Here is a 14949-nt window from a genome sequence, read left to right as displayed (position 1 = left end):
CTAACATCCGAAAGCCCTGTAAACGTTTATTTTTAATTTTAAAAAATTAACTGTGCCACGATTCTGCCACAATTATAATTTAATTTTTAATGTCATACATACAAAGTCCCTGCAAGAGACTTCTATTGATTTTCATAGAACGGTATAATTCGAAAACAAAAGTAACCTTTATTTTCAAAACTGCATCATAAACACATTAAAAAAAAGATAAAAAAAATCATTAAAACCACATACAGGGCGTGGCTTTTCTTCTTTTTGGAGCACTACTACAGATTCATGTTTTTCAGGTAAGGTTACAGCACTTGCAAATCTAAAAAAGCAGTCAAAAAAGCAATGCTTATTGCCCTACTTATGATTTGGAAAATATAAGTTCACTGAAAAAATCCATTGCTGTTTTTTAATTTATTATATAATAAAAAAAAGAGGTTATCTCGCTTTATGGAGATAACCTCTTAGGGTATAATTCAATTTCACTTTTGTAACCCGGATGATATGAGGGTCTGTATTTAATGTATCCCAAATCCTGCAGTTGCTTAAAATACTTATGATACGTCGGCAGGGTACTTATGTGCGACAAAGCCATTATCCTGCTTCTGCTCACATTTATTGTTCGTCTCTGCCCCTGCTTATAACCTAAATTTAAAACTGCAGTTAAAATTGCAAGATGCCATACATTAAGATCCGGATCATTCATGTACATAGAAAAAAAGTTCATAATCTCCCTTTCTTCATTATTTTTGCTGCCCTTCATCATTGAAAAGTTTTTGAAGATCCTCCCTATTATAATAATAAGTACCCGACAATTTTTTAAATCTTACCTTTCCCCGCACTCTTAGATTTTGTACCGAGCCCGGAGATATATCGAGCATTTTTCTCACTACCTTGCTTTTGAGCCATTCAGGCTGTATCGGTTCTTTTTGTCCTTGATTACTCTCCTGAAATAGTATTCGCATATTATCCAGTAATTGCAGGCCAAACTGTCTTAAATCGTCTTTAGTCACCATTTCTTCCATCGCTGATATTTAAAAATTTAAGTACATATATTCAATAGATTAAATAACCTTCTCATCCAAATGGAAATATACTTTGCTCCTCTTATTTTTGTTTTTTGTCGGCACGTAAATCACGTAACCGTAAGCATCCAATTCCCTCATACATTTGTGATAGGTCTTTGGAGAGGCGATTTTAGCGATCTTTTGAATTTCAATACTGTAGGCCTGCAATGGATTTATAAAACCCTTATCCATTCGAAACTGAAGCAGGGCAGCATATATGGCAATATGAGTCGTACTAATGCGAAAGTCTTTTTCAATAGCCTGAAAAAACGCTGATAAAGGTTTTAAATTATCCATTTGTTTTAGATTGAATTACCCTGCTTCTTTTTTTTAGCATTTTTATTCGGGCCTGATTCCGCATCTGCATCGTGATTCTGTTTTGCTTCCCTGCCCTCTGATTTTGCCTCTGACTGATCTTTTTTCTGATCTTTGCTCTCTCGGTCGTTGATTCTCTTCATTGACCCGTCATAAACATTCACTGTTTTAAAATGCGGGTTAGCCTCTACAAACTGTTTCCTTTCCTCACCCGCAATCACAAACGTAACGGATTGAATATTTCCTTTTTTAAGTGAGTTCATCAGATCCTCCTTGTACTTTGGAGTTTCCAATTCTTTGATAGAGTGTTTTGCAAGGCTTGCCTCCAGATCATAGCCGTAATTCTGATGATAGTGATTCAGTTTAAAATTACCCTTTTCATCAGCGGCTTCCTTGAAGTCCATCTTAATCCAGCAATTATAAACCTCACCCTCTTTGTTTTTCAGGTCCTTATTAACAGCCCTGCCTTCCATTAGATTGTAGGCTTCTTTGGCTGTGATATTATTATCCCTGTTGATATAGAAGGTTTGTGATAATTCTTCAGATAGTCCTTCCTTTTGAATCTTCATATCATAGGAATTAAAAAAGTACATATCAGTCTGCTCCGACTTTTTAAAATTCAATGCTGCCACAGCGGTATCATTGCCGTATTTCATTTCGTGATCCAGCTTAAATTCCTGATTTCCCCTGGCGATATTTTCCCTTAATACATTTTCCATGGCATCGCCAAATCCAGTATATTTTAACTGATCTTTCAGGTATTCTACATTTTTCTCGTTCATGATCTTTGTTTTTAAATTAGTATTTGATTATAGACTCGTTAGTATTTCCAAATTGGTCAGGTCACTGTTTTTTATATTCAATTCAACATGCCTGCCTCCATTTTTCTCGTTCAGCTGAAGAGTAAAATGTTTCTTCTCGGGAATTGTGAATTTCGGAATTGCAAATACCACCAGTACCTCGGAATCATCCCGGATCTTAGAAAAATCAGCTGTCCTGAAAAGCGGTGTAGTTTCAATCTCCTGTGAAGCTGTACGTTTTGACTTTTTCTGATCGTGGATAAAAAAACGCAATTGGTCTGTGTCATAATTAATTCTGGAATTGTTGCTTACCAGTACTCTGAAATACATTACATCCTGATGGATAAATATACCTGTCACCTTAAGTTCAATTGAAAATCGATTTGTCTTTAAACCTGTAATCTTTTTTTTCCTGGAAAGTGCGAGCTGTGAATATTGCTCTATTTCCTTCTGGTTTTCGTTTAAAGATGAAAAAAGAACCTCCTTATTATCATCTGCAACTTTCTGTACTGTTAAATTTAAAGTTGGGCACAGCTCATCAAAATTTAGAACAAAACCATACAATTTCCCCAGCTTTACCGTTCATTTTCTTGGTGGCATATCGCCAGTTTAGTGCTTCTAGTATACTCATTGTTTCTTTATTAAAATTAAAATTTAGCTATTAATATTTTTATAAGCATTTATCACACCTGAATACACTAATGAGATGCATCGAATTCCCTTTACTCCTTATAAGCTTGATGCCCCAGGGAATTATTGATTCACTATTCCATTTCATTTGTTTAAATGATTGTTTATATTAATATTTAGTCGAAAAATGACCTGACTCCTTACAAATTATTTTGAGTTTTTTTTAAGCAGGAATCAGGGGTATTACTATTTATGAAGGAAAAAAGCAGTAATACATTAACGCATTAGCAAATGCAGTGGCTATCGATTGTTAGTGAAACATTCGATGAAGTTGACATGAAATATATTTAAAACACAATGATTGCGATGAATATAGAATATCCTAAATAACCTTTAGTTTTTATTTTAGAATCAGGTCCCGGATAGGTTTCTGAAAAAGGTAACAAATCAGTAAGCCATAATGCGCACTATAAAAACAAATGACGCCATTAGCTTCCTAATGGCGTCATTTTAATTATTAATCTATCTTCGATTTTGGAACTCTAATATTTAGATTTCCTGACAACACTTTACTCAAGGACTGGGTTTATAAATGAAATATAGCAAGATTATCCGTAAATTTCTCCAATGAATTCCTGCACCTTTTTCGGTTTTCTGCCTAACAAAAGCTCTAACGTATTATCTTCTAAATCCATTGTTCCTTCTGCAATAGCAGTGCCCCACATTGTCATCATATCTATATACATTGGCGGAACACCTGAATTTTTAAGAACATCACCAAAGGTTGTAACCTCTGGAGTAGTATATTCTACTTCCTCATTTAATCTCTCGGAGATATATTCAGCTATCTGCCCAAACCCTATCGCTGCTGTATTGGTCAAAATATAAGTTTTATTTGTATGGCCCTCCGTAGTTAAGACCGTAGCTGCTGCCTCCGCAAGTTCCTCGCGAAGCACCCAACCCGCCCTGCCCTGTTTGGCAGGGAAGAAAATGCTGTGGGTCTCGGCCACTTTTTCACCTGCGAAAGCAAAAATCATCTCCTGATAGATACCATTTTGAAGAATGGTAAAAGTTAAACCGCTATCCTTTAAAAAATTTTCTGTTACCAGGTGAGAATTTTGAAAACCTGCAATAGCTGATTTTTCGTGGCCTTCCTTTCTTATAAAGGAGGTATAGGTGATATGCCTGACATTTGCCTGCCTGGCAGCAGTAATGGCATTGATGTGGTGTTTTGTACGATTTTCAATTGCGCCACGATCACTGCTGGAGACCAAGAGCAACTGCTCTATTCCGGCAAAGGCTTTTACCATAGCATCAACATCATCGTAATTGCCAATTCTTAAGTCAACGCCTAGTTTCTCCAAAGATCCGGTATTCTCCATACTTCGTACCATAACAGCAATTTCGCTTGCCGGAACTCCCTTTTTTAATAAATGTTTTATGACTTTCGAGCCAAAATTTCCTGTTGCACCTGTAATTAAAATCATGTTTTTTATTTTTTAAGGCTTGTTACTAATTCACTTGTTTTCTGCAGCTTTGTATAGCATGCGTACGAAGTGATCAAAATAGCGAGAAAAACTATCCCTGCTATTACTTTGGATGAAGGGTCACCTACTACTGCATGGGCCAGTGAAGCCGATGCAAACATAATTGCGAAGCCAGAGTAGGCGAACTCCTTTAAGATACGAACAGGCAGCCAAAGAAACACTGCACCAATAATTTTTGCAATTCCAAGTTCAATTCGGAAATAATCCGGAAACCCCAAATGCGCCATGGACGCTTTGACTTCAGGTTTTGTAAGGGTCTCAAATGCGATAAATAGCATCATCCCTGAGATGATTGCGGTAGATACGTAATAAGCGATTTTAATTGTCTTCATTTTCTTTTATTTAATAGTGTAAAATTATGTACATTTACTTTCTAAAAGAGAGCAGTTACCAAAATGTAAGTAGTTACTTTTTGGTTAGCGATAAAAAACGCAACAATGGAAACAAGCAAATTAGAGTATACAGAAGTGCAGTGCACCAATCGTCTTTCTGCCACCGAAGACGCTCTCTATGTTCTTGGAGGGAGATGGACCATAAGGGTGATGATTGCAATTCTGGGCGGACATACCAGATTTAATGAAATACAGCGAACAATCCAGAGCATCTCTGCAAAAATGCTTGCAGCGGAACTAAAAAAATTAGAAGTCAACCATCTAATAGAGAGAAAGGTGTTTGCTGAGCAAACCCCTGTTCTGGTAGCCTATATTCCGACGGAATACAGCCAGTCTCTGAAAGATATCATTACAGCTCTGGCGCAATGGGGTACACAGCACAAAATCAAGATCACAACCATGATTTAGAATCAAAAGACAGCCGCTCATTTCAATAAGTTGAATGAGACTTTATAAGGCTGACTAAATAGGGTTTTAAGTTTGCTGTTTTAACTGGACAGAATCCAGTTACAGAATTCTAAAGAAAAAATCTACATATCGTATGTTATTCTGATACCTCGCCAAAAAGCTACATAATTTTCTATCTTTGTGGCATATTCAGTTGTTTCTGAGTAACACCATGCGGCTTCATCTCTAAACTCACCGTTAACTTCTATATTATAATAATAGGCGACACCTTTTTCGTCACACAGAGAACTTTTCTCACTGAGTTTAAAATATTTTTCAGTAATGCTGCTTTTTGGGAAATAGGTGCTTCCTTCAAACGAAATAGTTTTATCACTTTCAGCAATTATTTGATTATTAAATACGGCCTTCATATAATTTATTTAGATAATTAGATACTAAGCATACCAGCTAAAAGTCGAATAAAAGGCTGCTATTTATTTTTTGATAATGATATACATAATCTAACTCAAATATATGAAATCATTATCACAAAACATCACGGAAAGCTTCAAAACACATTTAAAAATTACTTATTTTCTCTGCAATTTTTTTAGCCTCAATACTATGATGCGAATCCCTGAATATAACTTTCCCGTTTATCAAAACAATAATTTGTGGTGATTGATGTGTTACTTCTAATTTTGATGCTATAAAATTAGAAATGGCTCTATAGGCATGTAAATCAAGATAATTAAAATCGGCCTGATTTTCAATTAAACCATAATCATTTATAAGCCTTTCTTTTGCAAAGGCACTGATACCGCAGCTTACACTGTCTTTAAATATAATCTGAGGTTTCACAGCTGATTTTTCTATAATATCCAACACTTCATTTTCTGTTGAAATAGTATTCCATTTTTTTGGATTCATAATTCTAAATTTATAATTATTAATTATTAAAAACTACAAGGCCAGCATGGAAAATCCCAATTTATGCCTTAAGTTTAATAGTGTATTTACAGTTCATCCACTATTAATAAGCAGTTTTTACCAATTTTTTACATTGTTTTTCTTTGATGATTTCTTTTTCATAACATAATTATTTTTTAAGCTAACATATTAAGCTTATTACTTCTGGCGGCAATTGCTTTGATGTAAGAGCAAACGGCGACAGCTTTAATTTTATTCTGATGTAAATATTCAAATGTTTTTTCAACTAATTCTTTGCCAATTCCTCTTCCTCTTAGATGTTTTGGCACTTCTGAATGCATTAGATAATAACAGCCACTTTTTTCAGTGTACTCAATTTTAGCAAAATCATCTCCAACTTTCAATACGAAGATTTTCAAATCCGGATAGTGTTGTATCTCTGAATTTTCCATTGTTTTTTATCCTTTCCTTAAATATTTTTTCAAATTTTTCAACATTAGAATCTATACCATCTGACAACAGGGGCCGATTTATTATTTACATAAACATCTTCGATAAATTAAAAACAAACGAAACCAAAGTTATAGTGTCCTGTCAGTTTTGCTTATTGCTTATTGTTTCTTACTTTATTTATTCGCTGGCTCAAAGGACAGCGAAACCGAATTCACACAATATCTTTTTCCTGTTTCAGTGGGTCCATCATCAAAAATATGTCCCAGATGTCCATCGCATTTTGCACAGTTAATTTCTGTGGTTTTCATTCCTAAATAATTGTCTTCTACAGTTGTGATTTTTCCTCCCGCAATTTCACGGTCAAAACTTGGCCAGCCGGTATGAGAATCAAATTTCATTTCGTCTGTAAAAAGCTCATTTCCACAAGCGGCACATTTGTAAACTCCCTTTTGTTTGTTAAGCAATAATTCACCTGTAAATGGCCTTTCTGTTCCTTTTTTACGAAGAACATAATATTGTTCCGAAGAAAGTTCTTTTTTCCATTGATCATCTGTTTTGTTAACAGAATTTACAGCAAGATCTTTTATCTCTCCATTAGTTTTCAAAGTGATTTCAGCACATGAATGTAAAGCAGCACTGACAATGAAAAACATTATGAACGGTATTATTTTTATATAATTTCTCATTTTGTTGTTTTTTTTTAAAAGTAAACTCCCAAAGTTTTATCCCTGGGAGAATACATCAATTAACCTAACCAACTATAATTAACCTAACTATGAAAAAACTACTTAATCTCTTTTAAAAATTCTATTGCTTTAGCAGTGTTTAAATGATAATCGTTAAACACAACATTATCTTCCTGATCAATAAATATGAACCAGGGGGTTCCACCGGTTTTATAATTTACCATTATATTTGAAATATTCCCTGTAGATTCATCTCCATTATCCTGACCAAAAGGAATCTTTAGATTGTATTTCTTTTGCACCTCTAACATTTTCTGGTAAGTATTGCGGCTTTCACCTTCAAAAACGGTTTGAATTGCTAAAAACTTAACATTATCATTATCTTTTAATGCCTCGGTAAGTGCCTGTAGTGATGGCAATCCTATACTATGACAACCTGGACACCAACTTTGAAAACAGTATATAATCTTAAATTTACCTTTGTAATCTGAAAGCTTTATTGGTTTGATTTTTTTACCATCTTCATCTACCCAATCACTAACTTCCCACTCCGGTGCCTTTTGACAACCTATCCCATAACTATTTTTTGTTGCATCCATTTCAATGTATTTTTTATGTTTTTATCATTGATTAGTTATTACATCATAACAGTGACTACTTCTAAACCATTGGAAAATGATTTTTATGCGTTCTCTTTTAATTTGTCTGCATACATTTTTCTTAGTTTCCCTACTTTTGGCGTTATCACTGCATTGCAATATCCTGCATTGCTGTTTTGATTGTAATAGTTTTGATGATACTCTTCTGCCGGATAAAAAACACCTAGTGGGCTTAATTCTGTTACCACCTTATTGTCAAAACTCGGGTTAATAAGTGCCAAAACTTCTTCTGCTGCAGCTTTTTGATTTTCATCATGATAATATATAACCGACCTGTATTGGGTTCCGTAATCAGCTCCCTGCCTATTAAGCGTTGTTGGATCATGAGTGGTCATAAAAACGGCGAGCAATTCATCATAGGTCATAATGTCTGAATCAAAGGTGACCTGAATAACCTCAGCATGACCTGTATCTCCATTGCAAATTTCTCTATAGGTCGGGTCTTTTGTAATTCCACCTGTATAACCAGACACTACTTTATCGACACCTTTTAACCTTTGTATAACTGCTTCTACACACCAAAAACATCCTCCGCCAAATGTGGCTAATTGTACATTTTTCAAAATAATTGTATTTTAAATTAATCCTTAACTCTGCAGCTGCCATGATAATCCTGATGGCCCTCTTCTGCTATATAGAATTTTTCCAAAGCAGTGATTTGTGTCGCTATTTTTTTTCCGCCATTAGCCCCAATATTTTCAAATACTTTTTTTGTTGCTTCTTCCTGTTCACTATCTCTGTATAATACAATCGATCTGTATTGTGTAACAGAATCTAAATTATGAATGTTTGTTGTACCATATTTTGAAATGAATTTTTCTAATAACGCACTATAAGAAATCGCATCGGCATCAAATTCTACATTTACTACTTCTGCATGTCCTGTTATGCCCCCACAGACATCATCATAAGATGGATCAATAAATTCTCCTCCTGCATATCCTGATACTGCATCGATAACACCTGGTATATCCTGTAGAAACTTTTCAACACCCCAGAAACAACCCCCGCCAAAAGTGGCAAACTCTATATTTTTCATTTTTACTTTTTTTTTAATTAGACATTCCTATTTGTTTTTATTGTTAACCGTATTGCCTGCAACACCCAATAAATTTTTCCCTTTAATTATTTTATTTTCAGCAATATTTTAAATATTAATTTATAGTACAAATTTACGTCGATCAAGCAGCTATCTCATAATTCAAACTTCCTTAATATTTGTAAATTATTCCTTAATAGAGAATTTATATTTTTTAGAATCCAGGCCTTTTTTTATTTACCAATAATACTTTCCGGCTCTACATTAAACTTTTAATAAAGCATGAAAAACAGCTCTTTATTACGGTACAAAAATACGAAACAACGAAAGGGCAGCTTGTACACAAACTGCCCTAATAATTGCAAATAATTCCCTTTAATTTTACTTCACCCTGATCATTGTAGGTGTTTGTCCCGTTTGCTTTTTTATAAAATTGCTAAATGCCTGTACATCTCCGAAAGAGAGCTCATCAGCAATTTCCTGAATAGGAATAGTAGAATATTTTAATAACCTTTTAGCTTCCAATAGTCTTCTGTTGTTAATGATCTCAATTGGTGTTCGATCAATATGCATTCTAAAAAAATTAGACAATGTCTTGGGAGATTTAAAAAGCATATCTGCGTAAGCTGCAACTGTAGTTTTGGTTTTATAATGTTTTTCAACTAAGAAATTAAACTCTCTTATTACGCCGATTGAATTTGCATCGCTATTAATGTTTAAGCTTTGATTTTTATAAATCCTTACACATAAGATTAAAAACCGCTTTAATAATGACATTAGCATCTCGAGAGAATAATCGTCCCTTTGCTCAATTTCCATTTCAAAAATTTTCCACAACAAATCAAATTGCCTCGAATTCTCGTTTTCTATTTGAATTTTTGGTACACTCGAGGCTCCGAAAAACAACAGTCCTTTGCAGCCAACATCACTATCTGAATTTTCAACACAATAAAAAGGCTTATTGAATTGAATAACTCTTAATTTTTCAAATTCTAATTTTTGAATGGTATGAAAACTCGTTATGAATATAAGGCAGTCTTTTTGTATCATAAAGGGCTGACTGTCTATAGTAATATTTGCCTGGGCTCCAATATTCCAAATAATAGACAATCCTGTTTTTAAATCCTGATTGACCATATACATTCTTTCGGGTGTTATTTCCGATACAAATAAATATTCTTCTAATCTTCCTTTAAATATCATCCTGCTAAAATTATTTTGTTTCATTAAGAATATTTAAAATCTGCAGGGAGGAGCAAAATCCTCTATTATTGTTTAGGGCTTCACAGTGGTTTCTTTCACACGCAGACCCTGACAAAATTTGTAATTTTTAATTTCTTTGCAAAATATAATCAGCAAAAAGATTATTATCATCAGTGATTTTATGCTCCCAGGTAATATCTGTCCTGGACAAAATCTGTTTCACAACCTGATCATCGTACTTTCTTGAAACCTCCGTATGAATCAATTCGTCTTTTTCAAAATTAAATTCATGATTCTCTAATATTACCGATTGTTTGACTAAACTTTTAATATAACTTTTGGCAATCCCTTCTTCCTCGTCATAAACCGGAGCGTGAATAAAATTAGCTCTAATAAAATCTGAACCTAATTCCTTATTTATTCTATCTAATAAATTTAAATTAAATTCAGCAGTAATCCCCTGATTATCATCGTAGGCTGGCAGGATAATTTCTTTAGCTTTTTTTAAGTCAACGCCTAAAATAATTTTATCTCCTTTATATAAACTCGAACCAAGCTGGTAAATAAATTCGGTTGCCTGATCATCCATCAGGTTTCCGATATTTGATCCTAAAAAAAGAATAATCTTGATAGTTCCATCCTGTTTTAAGTTTTCTAATGCTTTAAAATATTCATTATGGCTGGGTTTCACAACTAATGTTGGAAGCTCGGTGCTTAAAAAATTTTTAATTCCATCCAGGGCATTACTGGAAATATCAACAGGTAAATATTCAAAATCATAATTTCTTTTGATTAACTCTCTCAGTAAATGTACCGTTTTACTGCCATCTCCTGCTCCGAGCTCCACTACACTGTATTTTTTACCATTATCGAGCTCTAATGCAGCCATAATTTCGGAGGTTTTTTCCTGAAATATTTCCATTTCTGCACGCGTAAGATAATATTCGGGCAGCCGCGTTATTTTCACAAATAACCCATCTCCCTTTTTGTCATAAAAGTATTTTGAAGGCAGTGTTTTTTGTGTTATTTTGCTTAACCCTTCAATCACTTCTTTTTTAAATTGTTCCAGCATTAGTGTTTTTTATTATTGTTATTTTCTTACCAGTAAAGGCCGGTATGTTTATCATCTGCTTTAACAGCGCCAGCTAAGCGTGTTCTTAAACCCAAAGCAGCCTCAATTTCAGTTGTAAATCTCATTTTTTCGCTTTTTAATTAATTGATTTGCGAAAGAAATTATTATATATAAATACAAAAGGCTAAACGGCAGTGCCAGAATAATAAGTAAATTGCTAATTGCATTAAGCAGGTCGTTACCGCCTGCGGCGGTCAAACCTATAGCAGTAGTTGTGATGATCATGCCCCAAAAAAATTTATGTTTTTTCGATGGGTCTTCTTTTCCGCTATCGCTAAACATTCCTAAAACAAAAATGGCTGAATCCACTGAATTAATAATTGAAACCAGAACTAATATGGCAGTTACGAAAACAGTAATAACCGATAAAGGATAGTGTTCTAAAAAAACAAACAATGAGGTAAATACATTATCAAATTGTTTGATATCAGAGGTTTTCACAATTTCAAATGCACTATTTGAAAAAACAGAAAACCAAATAATAGTTGCAATAGCCGGAACAAATATTGTAGCAAAGATAAACTCTCTTATTGTTCTTCCTTTAGAAATTCGTGCTATAAATATTCCCGTAAAAGGAACCCAGGCCAGCCAAAAAGCCCAATAAAAAACGGTCCAGCCTTTGTTGAATTGTTCGGAGGTTTTAAAATTTCCGATGGACAAACTCATCTCAAAGAAATGAATTACATAATGATAAATTGCTAAAATGGTATTGTAAAAATAATCCTGAAAGTCAAGAAAACAAGCTACGAAAACCAACAATAGCAATGATATTGTTATGTCAAAATCGGCAAGATGTTTTATCACTTTAGAGATTCCTGTTAAGGCAGAAAGTGTGCCTGTTATGCCAATTATTAACACCGTAATCAACAGCGATTTGTACCCCAGATCTAAATTAAAGTATTGATTAATTCCTCCAATAAACTGGCTTGTTCCTAAACCAAGTGAGGCGATAACTCCCGCAATGGTTATCATGATAATAAAAAAGGGAATAATTTTTTTGATTGTACTACTGCCTACATTCATCACGATAGCCGTTAAAAAATTTTTCCCTTTTTTATTATAAAGGTTGTATGCAACTATTAACCCGAAAAGACTATACATTGCCCAGGGAGTAAACCCCCAATGGAAAAAAGTATACTGAAGGGCAATTTGTTTGGAATCATAAGTAGGTACAGGTGGGTTTTGCAAATAATACATGGGCTCCTGAACAGCTCTTAATAAAAGACCTGAACCCATTCCTGTACTATATAACAATGCAATCCAGGAAAAATAAGAATACTCTGGTTTTGTTTCGCCTAATTTTTTTTTGCTGAAAGGCAGAAAAACAAGTGACAATGCAAAGAGAACAATTAATAACCCAAATAATAAATAGAAAAACCTAAACTTATCTAAAATAAAATCATTAGAAAAAGACAGAAAATGTATGAGTTTACTTGGGAACACCAGACCAACTATACAAAACAGGACACTAAATGAAATGCCTGCAAGAAATAATTTATTATTGTAAATTTTTAATTTATCTTTCAAAGTTTGTTTTTTTTTTAATCATCATGAAATCATATGCTTTTTAGATTTAGATAATTTGAGTGATTTCAATAGTCTGCTTTACAACTCTATCTGCCCAGAATAACAATGCAAATCTGCATTTTATTGCACATGCTCCTTCACTGTATCTAGTATTAATAATATAATTTAAAATCTAAAATCCTGCATAATGTACCATGGTTGTCGTTTAATTGATTGTAAACATCAATAATATGATCAAACTCATAAAATAAACTAAAAAAATCAAAGTCAAGGTTTTTTGTACTGCTTATATCATTTAGTTCTCCATACCCCGAAATTGCCCTTGCCCCTGTAACATCTAACAGATATCTTGCTTCTTCATTACTTATATCTAATGTTTTGGTATTTGCAAAATGTATTACTTTACCTCTCATCCTTCCTTCAAAAAGTTCGGCAATTTCCTGTAAACTATAGCTGTAATCGTTGATAATTATGTTGTCTCCTTCACCTTCTAAAACAAAATATATGATATCATAATTTTTAAAGTTATCATCGTTTTTAGTTAATTGGAGTATACTTTCTTCAAATCCTTCAATAGAGTCGCAAGATTTGTAAATACTGGTAATCTCTTCTTTTAGCGCTAACTTTTCTAAACTGATTAAGACGTCTGTTTTTTGATTAATTTCAGAATCTGGTACTTTTTCTAAACAATAAATAAAACTTTCCGGCATCATTGAATGTAAATTTAATTTTTCTGTTTTTAAATTAATTCTGTATCAAAGTATACTTTGCTTGCTACCGTTTTATGCACCGGACATTTGGAAGCAATTTCTTTTAATCTGTTTCTCTGCTCCTCCGTTAAGTTGCCGATGAGTTTAATTTTTTTGGAAATGTGGTCCAATTGTCCCATTTCTTCAATTTCTAAATTTAACTCCTCTGCATGTTTTTTAGAATAACTTAAGTACACGAAAACTTCTTGTAAATCCCATTGTTTTCTTTGGGCATACAATTTTAAAGTTAGTACGGTACAGGAACCAATCGCAGCGTTTAGAAGTTCGTAAGGTGATAATCCCAGGCCATCTCCGCCAAATTCAACAGGTTCATCACCATAAATGTGATGCGTTTTAGTATAAATATGGTTTGTAAATGGTACGATCGTCTCGTGGTACACCAAAACTTGTTCTCCTTGTGTATCTTTTACCGCTATTTCTTCTTTTTTTATTTTAACATATCTTTTTACCCAGCTCGAAATGACTTCAGCTACGTAAAAGGCATCTTTTTTATCACTGATCAAATGGTCAGCTCCATCAAGGCTTATAAAACTTTTTGGATGAATTGCTTTGTGATATAAAGCGGCAGCATTTTCAATACCAACGATTAAATCCTGAGGAGAATGCAATATCAGCAGTGGCCTGCGCAGCAATTTTACCTCATCTTCTAAATTATGCGCTTCCAAGTCCTCAATAAATTGTTTTTTTATTTTAAAAGGCCTTCCTCCGATTGATATAACAGCTTCTCCTTTTTTATTAATGGTATCTTCCAAAGCTCCAAAATGTTTGGCTATATGTTTTACATAAGACGGCGCACCAATTGAGATCACTGCCTGGATATTGGATAGCAGGTTTGCAGCAATAATCACTGCAGCGCCGCCAAGAGAATGCCCGATTAATATAGTAGGTGCAATATAATTTTCCGTTAGAAATTCATTAACAGCCAGGATATCAGAAATGTTATTGGAAAATGTAGTTTCACTGAAATCGCCACCACTATGGCCAAGTCCTGTAAAATCAAAATTTAAGACACTTATTCCCTGGTTGGTTAGTTCTGATGAAATGTTTCTAACTACAGCCAGGCTGGATGAACAGGTAAAACAATGCGCAAAAATTGCGATACTGCTAACCTTACCACTCATTGGTGTTATTAATTGGGCAGCTAAGGATTCTCCGTTTTTGTTTTTTATAGGTAATTCGATTTTTTTCATTTTTAATATAAATTATATCCTTTTAAACCAAATTCTTCTGAACTGACAGCTCTGATTTTTTTATTTATGCCGTCCTCCGTAAAGCCCATTTCCATGTCCACGCTGAAAGATTTAAGCATATAAGTAGTTCTGGTTTCCTCACAATACAAACAATCTTTGTCTAAGGTAAAGTCTGTTGTGTAGCCCTCCTGGATTAGTTTTTTGATTATCGTTTCTTTATCCATCCTTTTATTT

At 33.8% G+C, this 14949-nt stretch carries 21 protein-coding genes; 1 reads left to right on the top strand and 20 read right to left on the bottom strand.

Annotation, left to right across the window (positions count from 1 at the left end; translation table 11 throughout):
• Nucleotides 1-436: 436 nt before the first annotated feature.
• The 7 genes from ACHRVL_RS13280 to ACHRVL_RS13250 all read right to left on the bottom strand — a co-directional run bounded on the left by ACHRVL_RS13280 (nucleotide 437) and on the right by ACHRVL_RS13250 (nucleotide 4679).
• Complete coding sequence (locus ACHRVL_RS13280; RefSeq protein WP_395413503.1) at nucleotides 437-754, bottom strand: hypothetical protein; 318 nt, start codon at nucleotides 752-754, stop codon at nucleotides 437-439.
• Nucleotides 732-1013, bottom strand: coding sequence for a helix-turn-helix domain-containing protein (locus ACHRVL_RS13275; protein ID WP_395413500.1), 282 nt, complete (start codon nucleotides 1011-1013; stop codon nucleotides 732-734). Before ACHRVL_RS13275 ends, ACHRVL_RS13280 begins: the two co-directional genes overlap by 23 nt.
• 39 nt (nucleotides 1014-1052) lie before the next feature.
• Complete coding sequence (locus ACHRVL_RS13270; protein ID WP_395413498.1) at nucleotides 1053-1352, bottom strand: hypothetical protein; 300 nt, start codon at nucleotides 1350-1352, stop codon at nucleotides 1053-1055.
• 5 nt (nucleotides 1353-1357) lie between these two features.
• Nucleotides 1358-2152 carry a hypothetical protein gene (locus tag ACHRVL_RS13265; RefSeq protein WP_395413495.1) on the bottom strand — a complete coding sequence of 265 codons (795 nt, stop codon included), beginning with the start codon at nucleotides 2150-2152 and terminating at the stop codon, nucleotides 1358-1360.
• A gap of 27 nt (nucleotides 2153-2179) precedes the next feature.
• Nucleotides 2180-2734 carry a conjugative transposon protein TraN gene (gene traN / locus ACHRVL_RS13260; protein ID WP_395413492.1) on the bottom strand — a complete coding sequence of 185 codons (555 nt, stop codon included), beginning with the start codon at nucleotides 2732-2734 and terminating at the stop codon, nucleotides 2180-2182.
• A gap of 674 nt (nucleotides 2735-3408) precedes the next feature.
• A complete protein-coding gene (locus ACHRVL_RS13255) occupies nucleotides 3409-4287 on the bottom strand; it encodes an SDR family oxidoreductase (RefSeq protein WP_395413489.1) in 879 nt (292 codons plus the stop codon).
• Between the two features lie 5 nt (nucleotides 4288-4292).
• The gene (locus ACHRVL_RS13250) at nucleotides 4293-4679 is read right to left on the bottom strand and encodes a DoxX family protein (RefSeq protein ID WP_395413487.1); all 387 of its coding nucleotides are present in this window, start codon (nucleotides 4677-4679) and stop codon (nucleotides 4293-4295) included.
• Nucleotides 4680-4784: 105 nt separating this feature from the next.
• Between ACHRVL_RS13250 and ACHRVL_RS13245 the strand changes: the two genes are divergently transcribed.
• A complete protein-coding gene (locus ACHRVL_RS13245) occupies nucleotides 4785-5147 on the top strand; it encodes a winged helix-turn-helix transcriptional regulator (protein ID WP_395413484.1) in 363 nt (120 codons plus the stop codon).
• 122 nt (nucleotides 5148-5269) lie between these two features.
• Here the strand turns inward: ACHRVL_RS13245 and ACHRVL_RS13240 are convergent, their stop codons facing one another.
• The 13 genes from ACHRVL_RS13240 to ACHRVL_RS13180 all read right to left on the bottom strand — a co-directional run bounded on the left by ACHRVL_RS13240 (nucleotide 5270) and on the right by ACHRVL_RS13180 (nucleotide 14939).
• Nucleotides 5270-5557, bottom strand: coding sequence for a DUF427 domain-containing protein (locus ACHRVL_RS13240; RefSeq protein WP_395413482.1), 288 nt, complete (start codon nucleotides 5555-5557; stop codon nucleotides 5270-5272).
• A 148-nt stretch (nucleotides 5558-5705) separates the two neighbouring features.
• Nucleotides 5706-6056: a bacillithiol system redox-active protein YtxJ gene (ytxJ, locus tag ACHRVL_RS13235; protein WP_395413479.1), complete on the bottom strand. Its 351-nt coding sequence runs from the start codon at nucleotides 6054-6056 to the stop codon at nucleotides 5706-5708.
• Between the two features lie 176 nt (nucleotides 6057-6232).
• Complete coding sequence (locus ACHRVL_RS13230; protein WP_395413477.1) at nucleotides 6233-6508, bottom strand: GNAT family N-acetyltransferase; 276 nt, start codon at nucleotides 6506-6508, stop codon at nucleotides 6233-6235.
• Nucleotides 6509-6682: 174 nt separating this feature from the next.
• Nucleotides 6683-7162, bottom strand: coding sequence for a peptide-methionine (R)-S-oxide reductase MsrB (msrB, locus tag ACHRVL_RS13225; RefSeq protein WP_395413474.1), 480 nt, complete (start codon nucleotides 7160-7162; stop codon nucleotides 6683-6685).
• A 131-nt stretch (nucleotides 7163-7293) separates the two neighbouring features.
• Complete coding sequence (locus tag ACHRVL_RS13220; RefSeq protein WP_395413471.1) at nucleotides 7294-7794, bottom strand: peroxiredoxin family protein; 501 nt, start codon at nucleotides 7792-7794, stop codon at nucleotides 7294-7296.
• 83 nt (nucleotides 7795-7877) lie between these two features.
• Entirely contained in the window at nucleotides 7878-8417 is a 540-nt protein-coding gene (msrA, locus tag ACHRVL_RS13215) for a peptide-methionine (S)-S-oxide reductase MsrA (RefSeq protein ID WP_395413468.1), read from the bottom strand.
• Nucleotides 8418-8434: 17 nt separating this feature from the next.
• Nucleotides 8435-8893, bottom strand: a complete 459-nt coding sequence (gene msrA / locus ACHRVL_RS13210) for a peptide-methionine (S)-S-oxide reductase MsrA (protein WP_395413465.1) — start codon at nucleotides 8891-8893, stop codon at nucleotides 8435-8437.
• Between the two features lie 381 nt (nucleotides 8894-9274).
• On the bottom strand, nucleotides 9275-10120 hold the full coding sequence (locus ACHRVL_RS13205) for a helix-turn-helix domain-containing protein (RefSeq protein WP_395413462.1): 846 nt from the start codon (nucleotides 10118-10120) through the stop codon (nucleotides 9275-9277).
• Nucleotides 10121-10223: 103 nt separating this feature from the next.
• Complete coding sequence (locus ACHRVL_RS13200) at nucleotides 10224-11168, bottom strand: L-histidine N(alpha)-methyltransferase (RefSeq protein WP_395413459.1); 945 nt, start codon at nucleotides 11166-11168, stop codon at nucleotides 10224-10226.
• A gap of 108 nt (nucleotides 11169-11276) precedes the next feature.
• Entirely contained in the window at nucleotides 11277-12755 is a 1479-nt protein-coding gene (locus ACHRVL_RS13195; RefSeq protein WP_395413457.1) for a BCCT family transporter, read from the bottom strand.
• Between the two features lie 152 nt (nucleotides 12756-12907).
• Nucleotides 12908-13468, bottom strand: coding sequence for a DUF6642 family protein (locus ACHRVL_RS13190; RefSeq protein ID WP_395413454.1), 561 nt, complete (start codon nucleotides 13466-13468; stop codon nucleotides 12908-12910).
• Between the two features lie 26 nt (nucleotides 13469-13494).
• Nucleotides 13495-14715 (bottom strand): alpha/beta fold hydrolase, encoded by a 1221-nt coding sequence (locus ACHRVL_RS13185; protein WP_395413452.1) that lies wholly within the window; start codon nucleotides 14713-14715, stop codon nucleotides 13495-13497.
• Nucleotides 14716-14717: 2 nt separating this feature from the next.
• Nucleotides 14718-14939 (bottom strand): hypothetical protein, encoded by a 222-nt coding sequence (locus ACHRVL_RS13180; protein WP_395413449.1) that lies wholly within the window; start codon nucleotides 14937-14939, stop codon nucleotides 14718-14720.
• Between the last annotated feature and the right edge of the window lie 10 nt (nucleotides 14940-14949).

This window comes from Flavobacterium sp. FlaQc-28 (assembly GCF_044007415.1).
Taxonomy (GTDB): domain Bacteria; phylum Bacteroidota; class Bacteroidia; order Flavobacteriales; family Flavobacteriaceae; genus Flavobacterium.
This window is presented reverse-complemented; position numbering and strand designations above follow the sequence as displayed.